Annotated in this window: 13 protein-coding genes and 1 pseudogene; 7 read left to right on the top strand and 7 right to left on the bottom strand. The window is 70.3% G+C overall.

Annotated features, from left to right (window positions below):
• The first annotated feature begins 31 nt into the window (after nucleotides 1-31).
• A complete protein-coding gene (locus tag A9X00_RS18530; protein ID WP_067156641.1) occupies nucleotides 32-1879 on the top strand; it encodes a CheR family methyltransferase in 1848 nt (615 codons plus the stop codon).
• 13 nt (nucleotides 1880-1892) lie between these two features.
• Here A9X00_RS18530 and A9X00_RS18525 read toward each other — a convergent pair whose 3' ends face one another.
• On the bottom strand, nucleotides 1893-2750 hold the full coding sequence (locus tag A9X00_RS18525; protein WP_067156510.1) for a chemotaxis protein CheB: 858 nt from the start codon (nucleotides 2748-2750) through the stop codon (nucleotides 1893-1895).
• Nucleotides 2751-2907: 157 nt separating this feature from the next.
• Between A9X00_RS18525 and A9X00_RS18520 the strand changes: the two genes are divergently transcribed.
• Together A9X00_RS18520 and A9X00_RS18515 are read left to right on the top strand one after the other, a co-directional pair.
• Nucleotides 2908-4068, top strand: coding sequence for a glycosyltransferase (locus tag A9X00_RS18520; RefSeq protein ID WP_082975377.1), 1161 nt, complete (start codon nucleotides 2908-2910; stop codon nucleotides 4066-4068).
• A complete protein-coding gene (locus tag A9X00_RS18515) occupies nucleotides 4065-5144 on the top strand; it encodes an AraC family transcriptional regulator (RefSeq protein WP_067156504.1) in 1080 nt (359 codons plus the stop codon). The genes A9X00_RS18520 and A9X00_RS18515 overlap by 4 nt, the downstream gene beginning before the upstream one ends.
• A 6-nt stretch (nucleotides 5145-5150) precedes the next feature.
• On the opposite strand, the gene A9X00_RS18510 is transcribed toward A9X00_RS18515, so the two are convergent.
• On the bottom strand, nucleotides 5151-6485 hold the full coding sequence (locus tag A9X00_RS18510; protein ID WP_369830769.1) for a flavin monoamine oxidase family protein: 1335 nt from the start codon (nucleotides 6483-6485) through the stop codon (nucleotides 5151-5153).
• A gap of 149 nt (nucleotides 6486-6634) precedes the next feature.
• On the opposite strand from A9X00_RS18510, the gene A9X00_RS18505 reads away from it, so the two are divergent.
• Entirely contained in the window at nucleotides 6635-7573 is a 939-nt protein-coding gene (locus tag A9X00_RS18505) for an alpha/beta fold hydrolase (RefSeq protein WP_067156501.1), read from the top strand.
• On the opposite strand, the gene A9X00_RS18500 is transcribed toward A9X00_RS18505, so the two are convergent.
• Nucleotides 7568-8914 (bottom strand): flavin monoamine oxidase family protein, encoded by a 1347-nt coding sequence (locus tag A9X00_RS18500; RefSeq protein ID WP_067156498.1) that lies wholly within the window; start codon nucleotides 8912-8914, stop codon nucleotides 7568-7570. The two genes, A9X00_RS18505 and A9X00_RS18500, sit on opposite strands and share 6 nt — an antisense overlap.
• Before the next feature lie 80 nt (nucleotides 8915-8994).
• Between A9X00_RS18500 and A9X00_RS18495 the strand changes: the two genes are divergently transcribed.
• Nucleotides 8995-9981, top strand: a complete 987-nt coding sequence (locus tag A9X00_RS18495; protein WP_067156495.1) for a TIGR03617 family F420-dependent LLM class oxidoreductase — start codon at nucleotides 8995-8997, stop codon at nucleotides 9979-9981.
• Here A9X00_RS18495 and A9X00_RS18490 read toward each other — a convergent pair.
• On the bottom strand, nucleotides 9978-11093 hold the full coding sequence (locus tag A9X00_RS18490) for a hypothetical protein (RefSeq protein ID WP_067156492.1): 1116 nt from the start codon (nucleotides 11091-11093) through the stop codon (nucleotides 9978-9980). The two genes, A9X00_RS18495 and A9X00_RS18490, sit on opposite strands and share 4 nt — an antisense overlap.
• Nucleotides 11093-12238, bottom strand: a complete 1146-nt coding sequence (locus A9X00_RS18485) for a phosphotransferase family protein (RefSeq protein WP_067156490.1) — start codon at nucleotides 12236-12238, stop codon at nucleotides 11093-11095. The genes A9X00_RS18490 and A9X00_RS18485 overlap by 1 nt, the downstream gene beginning before the upstream one ends.
• Before the next feature lie 58 nt (nucleotides 12239-12296).
• Between A9X00_RS18485 and A9X00_RS18480 the strand changes: the two genes are divergently transcribed.
• Entirely contained in the window at nucleotides 12297-12899 is a 603-nt protein-coding gene (locus A9X00_RS18480) for a TetR/AcrR family transcriptional regulator (RefSeq protein WP_067156487.1), read from the top strand.
• A complete protein-coding gene (locus A9X00_RS18475; protein WP_067156484.1) occupies nucleotides 12896-13768 on the top strand; it encodes an SDR family NAD(P)-dependent oxidoreductase in 873 nt (290 codons plus the stop codon). The genes A9X00_RS18480 and A9X00_RS18475 overlap by 4 nt, the downstream gene beginning before the upstream one ends.
• Before the next feature lie 16 nt (nucleotides 13769-13784).
• On the opposite strand, the pseudogene A9X00_RS30070 reads toward A9X00_RS18475, so the two are convergent.
• Together A9X00_RS30070 and A9X00_RS18460 are read right to left on the bottom strand one after the other, a co-directional pair.
• Nucleotides 13785-15181 (bottom strand): annotated as a pseudogene (locus A9X00_RS30070) (13E12 repeat family protein).
• Between the two features lie 488 nt (nucleotides 15182-15669).
• A partial coding sequence (locus A9X00_RS18460; protein ID WP_067156626.1) for a hypothetical protein occupies nucleotides 15670-16310 on the bottom strand: 641 nt, incomplete at its 5' end.

The raw sequence follows: 16310 nt of genomic DNA, 5'->3' as shown, positions 1-16310 counted from the left end.
CGACGGCGACCGCTCTCGCGACGGGACCTTGATGGACGGCACGACCGACGAGGCCTTCGAGGCTTTGTTGCGCTACATGCGGGATTCCCGCGGCTTCGACTTCACGGGTTACAAGCGCACGTCGCTCATGCGCCGGGTCCGGCACCGGATGGATCAGGCCGGGTATCGCTCGTTCGAGGAGTATCTCGACGTCCTGCAGGCCAGTTCGGACGAATTCGCGTCGCTGTTCAACACGATCCTCATCAACGTGACCGCGTTCTTCCGGGACCCCGATGCCTGGGAATTCGTCGGCGCGGAGGTCATCCCACGGATGCTGGCCGAGCGCGGGCCCGCCGACCCGATCAGGGTGTGGAGCGCGGGATGCGCGTCGGGGCAGGAGGCCTACACGCTGGCCATGCTGCTGGCCGAGGCGATGGGACCCGACGCGTTCCGGCAGCGCGCCAAGATCTACGCGACCGACATCGACGAGGAGGCGCTCACCGAGGCGCGCACGGCGTCCTACGAGGCCAAGGCGGTCGAGTCGGTGCCGCCGGACCTGTTGGCGCGCTACTTCGAACAGGTCAACGGCCGCTACGTTTTCCACAAGGATCTGCGCCGCGCGGTCATTTTCGGCCACAACGATCTGGTCAAGGACGCGCCCATTTCGCGCGTCGACCTGTTGGTGTGCCGCAACACCCTGATGTATCTCAACGCGGAGACTCAGCGAAATGTGGTGGGGCGCTTGCATTTCGCGCTGGCCCCACAGGGCACACTGTTTCTCGGTCACGCCGAGATGCTGTTGAGCCACAGCGACCGCTTCACTCCGTTGAACCTCAAGAACCGGATCTTCCGCAAGGTCGCCGGGCCCCAGGGGGTTGCCGACCGGTACGACCCGGCCGCCGCGTTCTACGAACGCCAGGGCGACCTGCCGGGCCTGACCACGGTGCGCGACTTGGCTTTTCGAGCTAGCCCCGTGGCGCAGATCGTGATCACCGGCGAGGACACCGTCGCGATGATCAACCAGCAGGCGGAGAGCGTCTTCGGGCTTTCGGCCCGCGACATCGGCAGGCTCCTGCGCGACCTCGAAGTCTCCTACCGCCCGGTCGAGCTGCGCGCCTACCTCGAGCAGGCCAAGGTGGAGCGGCGCTCGACGCGGATCCCGGACGTCAAGTGGCAGCGGCCCGGCGCCGAGACGGTGTGGTTCGAGATCCACGTCAACCCGCTCGTCGACGCCGAGAACGGCCTGCTCGGGGTGTCGATCGTGTTCTTCGATGTCACCGCGACGCGCGCCCTGCTCGACAAGGTCGTGCAGACCAACCGCCAGCTCGAGGCGGCCTACGAGGAGCTGCAATCGACCAACGAGGAACTCGAGACGACCAACGAGGAGCTGCAGTCCACCGTCGAGGAGCTGGAGACGACCAACGAGGAGCTGCAGTCCACCAACGAAGAGCTCGAGACGATGAACGAGGAGCTGCAGTCCACCAACGACGAGCTGCACACCATCAACGACACGCTGCGCGAACGCAGCATCGAACTGGACGACGCCAAGAACTTCCTGGATTCGCTGATCAACTCGGTTCGGCTCGGGATGGTGGTGGTGGACCGGGAAATGCGGGTAGTGGTGTGGAACCGGGGCTGCGAGGACCTGTGGGGGCTGCGGGCCAACGAGACGACGGGGTCCAAGTTGACCGGGCTGGACATCGGGCTGCCGCTCGACGACGTGCGGCCCCTGATCGGCAACGCGTTCGTCGATCCGGAAAGCTCCGGGGAAGCGGTGGTCGACGCCGTCAACCGGCGCGGCCGCCAGGCGCGGGTGCGGGTGGTGTGCACATCGTTTCGGGGGGACGACGCGAGCGTCGTCGGCGCGCTGCTGCTGATGGAGGTCGTGAGCCCGTCGTAGCGCGACGCGGCGGTCAGTGTCCCCACCGCGCGGCCGCCTCGGAGGCCGCTTTGTGCGCCAATTGCGCGCGGCGCAGCGACTCTTGGGCCCGCCGCCGCGCGATCGACACGGTCTGCTCGGTCGCCCCGAAACCTTCGGACAGATCCTGGCGCCTGCGCCGCAGCTCGTCGGCGCGCAGCCGCGCTCGCTCGGCGCGGGTGGCCGCGGTGTTGGGAGCGGGTTTCATCGATCGGTCAGTCGAGCGCGGCGCCGGCGGACTCGGCGGCATTGCCGACGCGACCTTTTCGGGTAGGGGTGCGCCCCTGACGATGTCCGCCAGCACCCGACCGATTTGGTGGATCGGCAGCACGAAATCGGCTCCGGCGCGCGCGGCGGCGACCGGCAGCGACGGGTACTGGGCGGTGTCCGGGCTCTGGGCGATGACGATCGCGCCGGCCTGCTTCATCGCGACGGTGCCGATCGCGCCGTCGTGCCCGGAGCCCGACAACAACACCGCGACGCCGCGTGCTCCGTACGACTTGGCCACCGACGCCAGCAGCACATCGAATCGCCGCTCGAGCAGCGCCACCATCTTGCGCAGGCGGGAGCGACCGTCGGGCAGCATTTCCAGATGCATCCCCGGCGGGCAGACCACGACCTCTCCCGGCACAACCTTCCGGCCATCCCGCGCCCAGCTGACGCGGTGGGGCGTCTGTCGGCCCAGGATCGTCGGAAGCACGCTGGACAGGCCGCCGAGGTGCTGCTGCACGACGACCGCGGCGGCGAACTCCGTCGGCAAATCGTGCAGGACGATGGACAGCGCGTCCAATCCGCCGGCCGACGCCAGCAGTACCACCAGCTCGACCGGCGGGCGCGGCTCCGGGGTCGTCATGCTCCCCAGTGTCCCCCCGCGGAACGTGCCATCCCATGCATATCCGTGATGCGAAACACCGCCTCCTGGGACGAAGGGCGCGAAGTCCGGCGTTTCGCCCGCCGCTAGCCGGGTAGGTCTTTGGGGTTGGGTCCAGCGCGAGTTGGAGGGGGCCGTCGTGAAGATTGCAATCGTCACCGGCGACGACATCATCGGTGACGACCCTCGGCAACTTTGCGCGGCGCTGGTGGCCCGGGGTCACGAGGCGACGGCCTACGTGCGGGGTGGGGGCGGTATCCAGGTGGGTCCCGGCGCGCCCGCGCCCGCCGCGGCGGTTCTGCCCTATGTCGGTGACTGGGCGCAGGCGCTCGAGCGGGTGTGGTCGGCGGAGGAGCCGGACGTCGTGCACGCGTACGGCTGGCTGGGCGGGTTGGCCGCCCAGTTGGCCGCGCGACGGCAGCGGATACCGACCGTGCAGAGCTTCCAGGGGTTGGCCGCGACGTCCCGCTCCAACGGTGCCGCCGCACGGCACGGGCGCGAACGCGAACGCATCGAGCCCCTGCTCGCGCGTGGCGCGACATGGGTGACGGGTGAATGCAGCGCCGACGCCGATGTACTGGCCCGGTTGCGGCACGGGCGGGCTCGAGCGTCCGTCCTGTGCAGCGGCGTCGATGTCGAACGGTATAGCCCGGTGGGTCCGGCGGCCGCCCGCGATGCGCGTCATCGCATCCTCTGCGTGGCACCGAATCCGTTGTCGGGCAACGGCATCGACGTCGCCATTCGGGTGCTGCCCAAGGTCGTCGGCGCGGAGTTGGTGATCGCCGAAACCGCCGCCCGCGAGCCCGGCCACGACCGGGCGCGCGCCGAGCTGAAACGTTTCGCCGCCGAGATGGGCGTCGCCAACCGGGTCCGTTTCGCGGGCACGGTCGGCGACGACGACCTGCCGTCGCTGCTGCGATCCGCCGACGTGGTCGTGTGCACACCGCGGCAACCACCGCGGGCGAACCCGGTACTGCAGGCCATGGCCAGCGGAGTGGCGGTGGTCGCGCTACCGGTAGGCGTCCTGACCGATACCGTGGTGGACGGCGTCACCGGGCTGCTGTTACCGCGACGTAGCCCCGCCGCGGTGGCCGCGGCGTTGAGAAGTCTTCTGGCCCAAAGCTTTCAGTGTGAGAGCATGGGCGCGGCGGGGCGAAGCCGCGCGGTCTCGCGTTTTTCCTGGGACCGGATCGGTCTCGACGCGCTGAACATTTATCGCCAATTCGCCTCGCTGGCGTCGGGTCCCGCCGCGGTCGCGACGGACGGAGCGGCGGTGCGCCGACCCGCCGGCCGACCATGACGACCACCGCCGATGACGCGGCGCCCGGCGCCCTCGGGGTAGCTGGCGAACCCGACGAGATCCAGGTCGACGTGCGCCCCGCCCGCCCCGCCGCGCGTGACCTTGCGTCGGCCCAAAACGCGGCGGCGGTCCGCTACGAGCAATTCCGCAGCGTCCAGCCCGACGCCCTGCGCCGCTTCTTCGCCGGCGCATACACCCCGGGCTGGCGGGTCAGCGGCCTCACCACCCGCTCGGCCGTCATCCACCGCCGCTGCGCGGCGGCTTCGATGGCGATCGACGAGGTGCTGATTCGCGGCCCGGCGACCTTCGAGATCCCGCCCGCCGAAAGCCCGGCGGCAAACATCGTCGTGATTCAGCCCCGGGCCGGATCGTTGACCGTGACGGGTGGACCGTTTCCCGATGTCGACTCCCCGATCCTGGTCGCCCACGGCATGTCGTGCGCGCTGCAGGTAAACGGCGCGCGGTTCGACGTGGTGACCATCGCGCCCGACGCGTTGCACAAGATCACCGCGGACTGGCGCTCGCCGCCGTCGCAGCGCGTCCGGTTCCTCAACTGGCGCCCACGGTCGCGGGGCGCCGTGCGGGCGTGGCATCGGGCGCTGGACTACGTGACCGCCGGGTTGGCCGCGCCGGACACCGCCCAGCAGCCGATGATCGTGGCGGCGATGGCGCCCCTGCTGGCCGGCGCGCTGCTCGAGTGCTACCCGTCCAACGCGACCGAACAGGACCTGGCGGGCGACCCCTCGCTGCCGGAGACGCTGAAGGAAGCGGTGGCCTTCATCCACCGGCACGCCGCCGGCGACGTGAGCATCAACGACATCGCCGCGGCCGTGCACCTGACACCCAGGGCGGTCCAATACCTTTTCCGGCGCCAGCTCGACACCACTCCCACCGAGTACATGCGCCGCGTCCGGCTGCATCGCGCGCACCAGGAGCTGCTCGCGCGCGAGCGCGCCGGCGCCACCGTCACCGAGATCGCACAGCGTTGGGGCTTCGCGCACACCGGGCGGTTCGCGGTGCTGTATCGACAGACCTACGGCCAGAGCCCCCACGCCACGCTCAAGCAGCTGAGGTAGCGGTCCTCACCCGCTGAGCCGGTGCATCAATTGGCCCGCGGCGTTTCGGCCACTGACGATGGCGCCCGTCACGGTGGCGGGATTGTTGACGCCGACGGCCTCACCCGCCAGGTAAAGCCGGTCGCCGAGCCCGGAGCCGGGCGCGTGGAACGAATACGAGCCGAGCGCGTAGGGGTCGACGGTCCAATTCGACGTCCGCACGTCGACCGCTGCCACGTCGCCGCCGAACAGCTGGCGCGCAATCGGCAGCGAGCTGGCGATCAGGTCGCCCGGCGCGGCCGACTCCGCCCACCGGCCGCGCTCACCGGCGTTGAAAGCCAACACGATTGGGCCCGCCCCGCTCGGCAGCGTGAACCATTGTGTCCACGCGCCCGGCTCGCTGCCGAGGTATTGATAGAAGGCGTTCTCTACGTCCCACGTTCGCCGGGCGAAGCGAAAGTAGCTCTTGGACAGCACGCCGAATCCCAGCGCCTGCACGGCGTTTCGGTGTTCGTCCGGAAGGGGCGGGTCGAAGGCGATCGCCCCGGACTTGAGAACGCCCAGGGGCACGGTGACGATCGCGCCGGGCCCCTCGAACGACCGGTCCCCGGCCCGCACGACGACGGAGTTGTCGCGGCGTGCGATCGCGGTGACCGGCGTCCGCAGCTGGATCTGGAGGCCCTCGGCCAGCAGCCGGGGCAGGGCGTCGTAGCCGTTGGTGATCACGTCCTGGTCGCCGCCGGCGTAGTCGCCGCGGTCAAAGGTCGTGGCGGACAGTTGATCCACGCCGGCGGCGTATTCGTTCTCGATCTCGGAGGTGAGGTAGAAAGCCAATTGGGCGCGGTCGGAATCGGCCAGCTCGGCGCGGCTCGCCGCGGCGTCGACGGCTGCGCCCAGGCTCCCGTCCTCGACGCGGCCGCGCGCCCGCTTCACGAAGGCGCGCCAGGTCTGCGGGTCGTAGGCCAGCGGCGGGAGCCGCGGATCGACGGCCAGCTTCGCCCATCCGTAGTAGTCGGTGGGGGCGAGCTGCGCGCGCGCCTTTTGCGCCAGCTCCATGGCCGGATTGTCCGTCGTGCCATGGATCCAGGACGCGCCCATCTCGAGCGGCGTGCCCCAACCCCGGTCGGTGTACACCCGGCCGCCGATGCGGTCGCGGGCCTCGATGACGCGCACCGGCCATCCCGCGTCGGCCAGGCTGCGGGCGGCGGACAGGCCGGCCATGCCGGCGCCGACCACGAGCACCGCCTTGCCGTCCGGCGCGGGCGACGGTGAGCTTGGTCCCGACCCGCAACCGGCCGCCAGCCCGCCGCCGACGAGGCCGGCCGTGGCCGCGAAGAACTCCCGACGGGACATCGGGTACACGGCTGTCAGCGTCTCACAAGTTGTTGCACGATCGTGCCCGAAATCGCCGCGTGTAATGGGCCGTTTTCACCAGTTCGTCGTTGAGGCGGGGCTACACTTCGCCTACGTCCGGAACTGGCGATGGGGCCGTGTTCGAAGGGGGAACGGCGATGAGTGCCGAGCTGCCACCAAGTCGCACCCTGACCGTGCGAGCGGCCGACGGGACCGCGCTGCACGCCGAGGTTTTCGGGCCGCCCGACGGCTATCCGATCGTCCTCACCCATGGGATAACGTGCGCGATCCGCGCCTGGGCCCACCAGATCTCCGACCTGGCGACCGAATACCGGGTGATCGCGTTCGATCACCGCGGCCACGGGCGAAGCGGCGTCCCCAAGAGCAAGGGCTACAGCCTCGAACACCTTGCGGGCGACCTGGATTCGGTGCTCGAGGCGACACTGGCGCCGCGCGAGCGCGCGGTGCTGGCCGGGCATTCGATGGGTGGCATCGCCATCGCCGCGTGGTCGGCGCACTACCGCGACAAGGTCCGCCGGCGCGCCGACGCCGTCGCGCTGATCAACACCACCACAGGCGATCTGGTGCGGCAGGTGAAGCTGCTGTCGGTACCGCGCGAGCTATCGGCGGCGCGCGTCCTGGCGGCCCGCGGCCTGATCACCGCTTTCGGTGGGTTCCCCCTGCCGGCCGCGGCCCGGATCCCGAGCCGGTACGTGGTCGCGATGCTGGCCGTCGCCAGGGACGCCGACCCCGACGCCGCGCGGGTGGTCTACGAGATGTTCGCGCAGACCTCGCCCGCCGGGCGGGGCGGCTGCGCCAAGATGCTCGTCGATGCGCTGGGGTCGCGGCACCTCGAGTTGGACGGGCTGACGGTGCCGACCCTGGTGATCGGCAGCGAGCGCGACCGTTTGACGCCGATCGGCCAGTCCCGCCGGATCGCGCACACCGCGCCCAACGTCGTCGGCCTGGTCGAGCTGCCCGGCGGGCACTGTTCGATGCTGGAACAGCCGCGCGAAGTGAACCGCCACCTGCGGGCCCTGGTGGAATCGGTGACCCACATGGCCCACGATGCCCGGATGCGCCGGATCAGCTCATAGCAGGGCGGCGATCTCGGCGGCCGCCCGCTGCCCGGACCGCACGGCGCCGTCGAGGAATCCGGTCCATTCGTCCGCGGTTTCGGTGCCGGCCCAGTGGATCGGCCCGACCGGCGCGCGCAACCACGGCCCGAACCGTGTCCACGAGCCCGGCGGCACCGCCGCGGTCGGGCCGCCCGGAGCGAAATCCTCTGCGCCCCAACGCTGGTCGACATAGTCGAGGGGCTTGAGCGCATCGTCGCCGAACAGCGACGCGAAACAGCGCAACGTGTCGCGGCGGCGCTGCTCGGTGGGCAGCGAGTCGAAGGCGCGGGCATCGACGAAGCCCATCAGGATGCCCGGACCGTCGGGGTGCGGGCTGACGTCGAAGGTGATGAACACCGGGCCCTGGTCGGACAGCGCCTGCCCGGAAAACCCGTCGGCCCGCCAGAAAGGCGTCTCGTAGGCCGCGTACGCCTTGCTGAGCCGGCCCTGCGGCCAATTGGCGGCGAGCTGCTCGTACTCGGCGGGCAGCGGGGGAGCGAACTCGATCGACGCACGATGGGCCGGGGGGATCGCGACGATGACGAACCCGGCCTCGGCCGAGCCGGCGTCGGTCGTGACGGTGACGCCCGCCCCGTGCCGCTCGATGCGCCGCACCGGCGCGCCCAGCACCACGCGCGCGCCCAGTTCGGCGGCCGCGGCCTCGGCGATCTGCTGGGTGCCGCCCGGGAAACGATCCTGCTGGGCGCCGTTTTCGACGTCGAGGAGCGGGTCCAGCCCGCCGGCCGCGTGCACGTAGCGGGCGGCGTGCAGCATCGACACCTCGTCGGGTTCGCACCCCCACGTCACCCGGGCCACGATGGCCATCAGGTCGTGCGAGGACGCCGAGGCGCGCACCGAGCGCAACCACCCGCCCAGCGACATGCCGTCCAGCTCGTGGGCCCGGCGGGCGTCCCACGGGGCCGCCACCGGGACGCTGCGCGCGATCCGCTCGAATTGCCAACGCAGCCTGCCGATGTCGAGCAGTCCGGTCAGCGACACCCGCGGGATGGTGCCGCGGTAGGGGCGCGCCCAGCCGCGCCAGTGGATCACGTTCTTGCCGTCGTGGTGGGTGGGAGTGGTGGGGACCTCGAGTTCGGCCGCCAGCTCCAGGACGGCGGTTTGGGTCGGGCCGACGAAGGTGCCGCCCAGATCGGCGGGCAGCCCGGCGACGCTGCCGGTGTACGAGCGGCCGCCGACCCGGTCCCGGCCCTCGAAGACCAGGACGTCGTGGCCCTGTCGCGTCAGCTCGCGCGCGGCCGACAGTCCGGCAAATCCGGCACCGACCACGACGACGTCGACGACCGGCGGCGGCTTTGTCACGCCGTCTAGTCAACCGCATTTTGACGCTTTCGTAGGATAAATTTCGCTTGCCGGTCTAACTAGCTGCTCAAGGTGGGTCGATGAAGGTCTTCACCGCGTTGTACGGGCCGGTGGACGCGGCCGGACGGGCGCGGGCGCTGCGCGACGCCGGAGCCACCGGTGTCGCCACCTTCGAGGGTCAGCACGACGTGTTCGCCCCGCTGACGCTGGCCGCCACGGTGGGCGGCCTGGACCTGCTGACCAATGTGGCCATCGCGTTTCCGCGCAATCCCATTCACCTGGCGCACCAGGCGAACGATCACCAGCTGCTGAGCCGGGGGCGCTTCTTCCTCGGGCTGGGCACCCAGATCCGGCCGCAGATCGAGAAGCGATTCGGCGCGCAGTTCGAGCATCCGGTGGCCCGCATGACCGAGTTGATCGCGGCCCTGCGCGCGATCTTCGAGGCCTGGAATACGGGCGGGCGCTTGGACTTTCGCGGCGACTACTACCGGCACACCCTGATGACGCCGACGTTCAGTCCCGGCCCGAATCCATACGGTCCGCCGCCGATCTACGTCGGCGCGCTGGGGCCGCGGCTGACCCGCGCGACCGCCGAGCACGCCGACGGCCTGCTGGTGATGCCGTTCGGCTCCAAGCGTTTCCTGCACGAGCACACGATGCCCGCGGTGCGTGACGGCCTGCGGGCCGGCGGCCGGCGGCCCGAGGAGTTCGCCGTCATTCCCGAGATCATCGTGTCGGCCGGCTCGGATCACGCGGCCACCCGCCGGCTGCTGGGCTTCTACGGGTCGACCCCGGCCTACCGGCCGGTGCTGGCCGCGCACGGCTGGGCGGACCTGCAGCCCGAGCTCAACGCGATGTCCAAACAGGGCCGCTGGGAGGAGATGGGCGGGCTCATCGACGACGAGATGCTGCACACCATCGCCGCCTGCGGGACGCCCAAGGAGATCGCGGCCCACATCCGGGATCGCGTCGACGGCGTCGCGGACACCGTCTGCCTGTATCAGCCGTCGCCGATCGCGCTGGAGACGCTGTCGGAGATTGTCGACGAATTGGGTCGAAAAGGCTAGGGCGCCACCGTCAACCAGTCCTTGAAGCCCGACGGGTCGTGGCGGCCCAGCGCGCCGTGCTCGTAGAGCCCCCAGCCCTCGACCGGGTCGCCGTCGCCGTCGCGGCACACCGCACGGCCGACGTGGTCGATGACGCCGAACCCGGACCGCGCGACGATGGCCGGATCGGTCATGTCGTAAGTCAGTCGCTCGACGAACTTTTCGCCCTTCCACATGCCGTGCAGCCAATCCGAATCGCCGCCGTAGCCGCCGCCGACATGAATCGGCACGGGCAGCTTGGATTCCACGTCGAAGTGAACGGGGGTGCCGTCCGGCGCGGTCGCATCGATGGTGGCCCCGGTCGGGATGCGGGTGCCCGAACGGTAGTGGATTTTCACCCGCGGCCAGCCCAGTTGTTCGACGCGCCCGTCGCGCCACACCCGGGTGCAGTCGTTGAGCGATCGGAACCCGTTGGGCTCCTCCTGGATGATCAGCACGATCGCGAACTCGTCGAACGCCATCGGCACGTAGAGCCACCACATGCCCTCGAAGGGCGGGTCGGCGGGCCTGCCCGCGGGCTCGGGCTCGCCGATCGGCCGGATGCCCCAGGACCGGTCGCGGCTGCCCAGCCAGGTCGCGGGGTCCACGGCGATCTCCTCGCCGTCGACGGCGATGCGCCCGCTCCAGGAACCGAGCTGGGCGAAGCGCTGCGCGTCCAGCGTCACCCGGTTGCCGGACCGCATCAGGTGCGGCTGTTCCTGCACGACGTCGAACAGGCCCTCCCACGTGAGATCGGCTGCGATGCCCTCGGTTTCGTCGAGGACCAAACGCAGCTTGCGCAACGGTTCGCTGACCTCGATGCGGTAGCCGTTGACGTTCTGGTTCAGCCGGTCCTGGTCGATGGCGTCGGACAGGTGCACCGCGGTCTGCGTGTCGCCGCGCCGGACGAGGAAGAACGCGTCCTTGACGCCGAGGTTGGGGTAGTAGCCGATGCCGCTGATCACGAAGATGTCGCCGGTGCGGTCGTGGGCGTTGAAGTAGGAGCGGTCGTAGAAGTTGCGGTCCGAGGAACCGGCCCACGCGATCGGTTGAGGAACCTGATGTACCGGGAACTCGTCAAGCGGGCCAAGCATTACTGATCCTCTCCGATGAGGCGTCTCATCAATCCGGCGTGGTAGAACAGCGATTCGACATCGTCGGGCTTGTCGGTCTCGCCGAAGTGCACGCGGCGCGCGCCGGTGCGCATGAACACGCAGGCCCACATCACCCCGGAGTAGGTGTAGAACCAGCGCAGGTCGCCCACCTCCACCCCGGTGAGTCGCCGATAGGTGGCGCGGACGTCGTCCTCGCGCATCACGTCGGGCAGCCCGGGCAGCGTCGCGAGGCCGGCGAGCTCTTGAAACACCATGTGCGCGTAGATCATCCACGCGATGTCGAGCTGGCGCGGCCCGAGTGTCACCATCTCCCAGTCCAGCACCGCCACCGGCTCGAAGTCCCGGTACAGCACGTTGCCCACCCGCGCGTCGCCCCAGAGCAGGACGGGCTCGGCCGCGGCGGCCTCGTCCGGCCAGTTGTCTTCCAGCCACGCGAAAGTCCGTTCCAGCAGCGGTGATCGGCCGATGTCGGGCACCGCGAAGTCGTACCACTCGCGGACCCAGTTGAAGTGCCGGCGTAGCGCCGTGTTCCCGTCTTGCGCGGAGAGGAAGCCAAATGTCTTTTCGGCGTTGGGGATCGCGTGCAGCTTGGCCAACACGCCCACCGTGGCGTCCTGCAGTTGCCGCTGGCGTTGGGCGGGGGCGTCGGCGAACCAGTTGCCGCCGAAGGTGTAGGGCATGACGTCGGGCGGCACCTCGCCCTCGACGTAGTCCATCACGAAGAAGGGCGTGCCCAGGACGTCGCCGGTGGGCTCGAGCCAGCGCACGCGCGGGACGGGGACGTCGGTGAGCTCGCCGACCTTGCGTATCACCTCGAATTGGTGGTCGAGCCGATACGTCGGGAAGACCTGCACGTCCTCGGCGGTGGGCGCCACCCGCGCCACCAGCCGCTGTTCGATCGGCTCGCCGTCCTTCTGCCACCGCGCGGTCAGGATGATGGTTTCCGACGACATGCCGGTGGCGTCCACGCCGCTTTCGACCGTCACCTGCGGCTTGACCCCACCCGGCAACACGGTCGACAGCCACTGCGACATCACCGCGGGCAGCGTGGTGACGTCCCGGCTGGAGCGCTGAAGTCGGTCGACTTTGTCCAGCACCGGTTCGTTCGACCTCGGTGTCGACATTGGGTGCCTCCATTCTTAGAGACTTCAGTGAGGCAATTACGATACGGTAGGTAGCGTTATGAAAGCAGACCCGTCCTACCTTGACAAGGCCCCGGGCGCCGGGCGGCCCCGGGACCCGCGCATCGACTCGGCCATCCTCACGGCGACCGCGGAACTGCTTGTGGAGATCGGCTATTCGAACCTCAGCCTGGCCGCGGTGGCCGAGCGCGCCGGTACCACCAAGTCGGCGCTGTATCGGCGGTGGTCGAGCAAGGCGGAACTGGTGCACGAGGCGGCGTTCCCGACGGCGCCCACCGCGCTGCAGGCCCCGGCCGGCGACATCGCCGCCGACGTGCGGATGATGATCGAGGCCACCCGCGACGTGTTCACCACGCCGGTGGTGCGCGCGGCGTTGCCCGGCCTGGTGGCCGACATGACCGCCGATCCCGCGCTGAACGCCCGGGTGATGTCGCGCTTCGCGGGTGTGTTCGCGGCGGTGCGGGTGCGGCTGGCCGAGGCCATCGACCGGGGCGAGGCGCATCCCGACGTGGACCCGGAGCGGTTGATCGAGCTGATGGGAGGGGCGACGATGCTGCGGATGCTGCTACGCCCGGAAGAGGAGCTGGACGACACCTGGGTCGAGCAGACGACAGCCATCGTCGTGCACGGGGTGACGGGATGAGCGGGCGGCTGGCGGGACGATCCGCGATCGTCACCGGCGGCAGCCGCGGGCTGGGCCGGGCGATCGCGCTGGCCCTCGCGGCGGAGGGCGCGGCGGTGGCCGTCGTCGGGCGCACCGAGCAGGTGTGGGACGACCGGCTGCCCGGAACCATCGGCGAGACGGTCGCCGAGGTCGAAGGGGCCGGCGGGCGCGCCGTCGCGATCCGCGCCGACCTGAACGACCGCGACGACGTCGCCCGGCTGGTGGGCGAGGCGCGAGAGGCGTTGGGGCCCATCACGATTCTGGTCAACAACGCGGCCTTCACCGCACCCGGGCGCCCGCCCGTGCCCGGCTCGGAATCGCGCGCGAAACCCCCCAATATCGCGAGCGGCGGCGCCAAGCCCGGCTGGCCGGGGTTCGTCAGCACGCCGCTGCAGGCGTTTCGCCGGCATTTCGACATCGCGGTGTTCGCCGCCTACGAGCTGATGCAACTGGTGTGTCCCGACATGTTCGACGCGGGCGGCGGCTCGATCATCAACATCACGTCGGTCGCGTCGCGGATACCCGGCGACGGCCCCTACGCCGACCGCAGCGGCGGGGTTCTGCCCGGTTACGGCGGATCCAAGGCGGCGCTCGAACACCTCACCCAGTGCGCGGCGTACGACCTGGCCGACCACAACATCGCGGTGAACGCGCTGTCGCCGTCGAAACCGATCCTCACCCCGGGCCTGGCCTACTACGCCAGCGGCTTCGTCGACACCGCCTCGGCCGACGAATTCGCCCACGCGGCAGTGGAATTGGCGCTGGTGGACCCGGCCGTGGTCACCGGGCGCACCATCGGGCACCTGAACGTGCTCGACGGCAGCTTCTCCCCGTTCACGCTGGACTAGGCGGCAGACGGCCCGTTCACTCGTCGTTCTCCTCGGGTGGGTCGGGGTCGCCGTTGAGGAGTTCGTCGGGGTGATGGGCGTGGTTGATTTCGGGCGGGCCGGTGCCGTCGGTCCAGGCGAGGCGTCCGGTGTCGGTGACTTGGGTGTGGTAGTCGCCGTTGCTGGCGCCGGCGTGGTCGGGGCCGCAGGCGAAGAAGAGTTTGTCGGCGTCGGTTTGGCCGTCGTCCGCCCAGTCGGGGGCGTGGTGGACTTCGGAGTGGTAGCCGGGTGCGAGGCAGTGGGGGTGGGTGCAGCCGCGGTCACGCGCGTAGCAGATGAGGCGTTGATCGGCGGTGGCGATCCGTTTTTGTCGGCCCAGATACAGCGGCCGGCCGGTGTGGTCGTCGAAGACGCCTGGGGGTACCTCCCGCTTGCGGGGGAGTAGTGGATGGCGTGGGCGGCCATGCGGATCAGGTCGGTCATGGGTAGCCGGGAGCCGCCGCCGGTGCGCGCCGGCGCGGGCATCGGGACCAACGGATTCACGGCCGCGTGGGCGGCTTGGTTGAGTTCGGCCAGGGTGGTGGTGGCCACCACGGTGACCGGGTGCCCGCGGTGGGTGCCGAGGTCCCCGCAGCCGATGGCGGTGCGCATCGCGAGTTTGAGGGCGTCGTGGTCGCGTTGGGCGGCGCTGCGGGTGTCACGCTCCTCCGGCGGGGTGGTGTCGGGTTGGTGGCGCCCGGGGCGCACCGCGGCGGCGATGGCTTCGAAGTAGGCGCGGGCCTCGGGGTCGAGCAACCCCGTGAGTCGGGACATGCCGTCGGGGCCTTGCGGGCCCAGGCGCACCGCCCGCCGCCGTGCTCGGTCTTCGTCGGTGAAGGTGCCGTCGGGGTTGAGGTAGTCGCCGATGCGCTGCCCCAGCCGGGTCAGCACCGCGGAGTCCAGTTTGGTGGCGTGCTCGACGAGGACGCGCTCAGCCTCGGCCACGTCGGCGGGTGTCACGGCGGCTGGCAGCACATCGAGGGCGTGACAGATCACCCGCAGGTGGTCCTCGCCGAGCGCGCCGGCCTCGACCGCGCCGGCCACCACCTCCAACTCGGGCGGCAGCGGCGGGCCGGTGAGCGAGCGGCGCGGCCGGATCCGGGCCGCCACCCGAAACCGCCGCGTCACCTCCCCGGGGGTGATCCGTAGCCGCGCGCACACCCGCCCCCGCAGCCCCGGGGTCGACTCACCACCATCCGGGGGCTCGGCGATCTCGCCGAACACCCGATACATCAACCCCCGGTTGACCCGCTGCTGGGTTTCGAGCCGCTCGGCCACCTCGACACGAAACTCATTGCTCACCAGATCCGACGAGGTCTCCCGCAGGACATCATGCGCGGCGTCGATCGCATCAAGAGCGGTGTTGATCCGCTCCTGTGCTGCCTCGGCGCTGATGAAACCCACACCGCCAATCTATCGAACAAAGGTTCGAATAGGGCCGCCCGAACACCAATCTGTGGATAAAACCGCGACTGTGGATAAAGGTAGGGCCAATGCTCGAACCTTTAAGACGAATTCTGCCCGTGCCGCTCGCGGTTGCCGCGGTGACCGTGTGCCCGCCCGCGGCGGCCGAGGGGGACGGGGAGTGCAGCGTCGTCCTGCCGGTGGCCGATCGACTGGAGAAAGTGTCCGACCTCATCACCCCGTCCGGGACCCCGCCTTACGTGGCCGGCCAGATCCGCAACGCCCTGTCGCCGCTGAACGGCTTGCGCGGCCCGGCGGCGGTCGACCTGCGGCTTCGGTGGGACATGCTGGCGGCGCAGATCGACGCCAGCGACCCCTACCGACCGGCGAGCCCGGAACTACTCGCCGGTGATCTCGCCCAGGCGAGGCAGCAGCTGGCCACGTCCCGCGCCGACTGCGCGCCTGAAAGCGCCGTAACGCTATTGCTGCCCGCGCCGCCAGCGCCGGATGTCAAGCCGCTCGGCGCCCGACCAGATGGCCATGGCGGCCGGCGACGCGCAGAAGGTTTCCTCCGCCTGGCGCAGGCTCATGTCGACCGCGTGCAGGCCGTCTTCCTGGTGGGCGCGGCAGACGACGGTCAGGACCCGGTGCGTGTCGGGGTCGACCTGCTCGGCCTCGATAGTCAACACCACGACGAGGGTGTAGCCGGCTCCCGTCGGCAGGTAGAAGGTCAGGTCTCGGCTGTCCAGCGCCCCGGCGTTGGTCACCAGGTAGCCGTCGCCGCTGGGGTAGGCGGCCTGGCCGACCATCTGGGTGCGTTCGAAATGCAGGCGGTCGCCCGGCGCGCGCCACACCGAGAACCGGGTATTCGGGCTGCCGTTGAACGGGTGTCGCGCGATCGGGATGATCAGCTCGTCGCGCCCGTCGCCGTCGATGTCCTCCAACCCGACGCCGCCCGGGCTGGACGGCTCCAGCAGCTCGTCGATCGTCTGCACCACCTCGCCCGACGCGTCGGTCACGACGATCTTGACGGCACGGGGCCCGGGCAGCTCGGGCACGGTCCAGTAGGTGACCGCAAAATCCAGTGCGCCGGAATGCATTCGGCAGTCCGTGTGCGGCG

The organism is Mycobacterium sp. 1245805.9, assembly GCF_001672915.1.
In the GTDB taxonomy this organism is placed as follows: Bacteria; Actinomycetota; Actinomycetes; order Mycobacteriales; family Mycobacteriaceae; genus Mycobacterium.
The sequence above is the reverse complement of the archived record's forward strand: the minus strand, read 5'-3'. Positions and strand labels throughout refer to the sequence as shown.

Excerpts from the sequence above, each read along its gene's own strand:
- A9X00_RS18515 (WP_067156504.1), top strand. The coding sequence starts at position 4,065 with ATGACGACCACCGCCGATGACGCGGCGCCCGGCGCCCTCGGGGTAGCT.
- A9X00_RS18490 (WP_067156492.1), bottom strand. The coding sequence starts at position 11,093 with ATGCTTGGCCCGCTTGACGAGTTCCCGGTACATCAGGTTCCTCAACCG.
- A9X00_RS18485 (WP_067156490.1), bottom strand. The coding sequence starts at position 12,238 with ATGTCGACACCGAGGTCGAACGAACCGGTGCTGGACAAAGTCGACCGA.
- A9X00_RS18505 (WP_067156501.1), top strand. The coding sequence starts at position 6,635 with ATGAGTGCCGAGCTGCCACCAAGTCGCACCCTGACCGTGCGAGCGGCC.
- A9X00_RS18475 (WP_067156484.1), top strand. The coding sequence starts at position 12,896 with ATGAGCGGGCGGCTGGCGGGACGATCCGCGATCGTCACCGGCGGCAGC.
- A9X00_RS18480 (WP_067156487.1), top strand. The coding sequence starts at position 12,297 with ATGAAAGCAGACCCGTCCTACCTTGACAAGGCCCCGGGCGCCGGGCGG.
- A9X00_RS18530 (WP_067156641.1), top strand. The coding sequence starts at position 32 with ATGGACGGCACGACCGACGAGGCCTTCGAGGCTTTGTTGCGCTACATG.
- A9X00_RS18525 (WP_067156510.1), bottom strand. The coding sequence starts at position 2,750 with ATGACGACCCCGGAGCCGCGCCCGCCGGTCGAGCTGGTGGTACTGCTG.
- A9X00_RS18495 (WP_067156495.1), top strand. The coding sequence starts at position 8,995 with ATGAAGGTCTTCACCGCGTTGTACGGGCCGGTGGACGCGGCCGGACGG.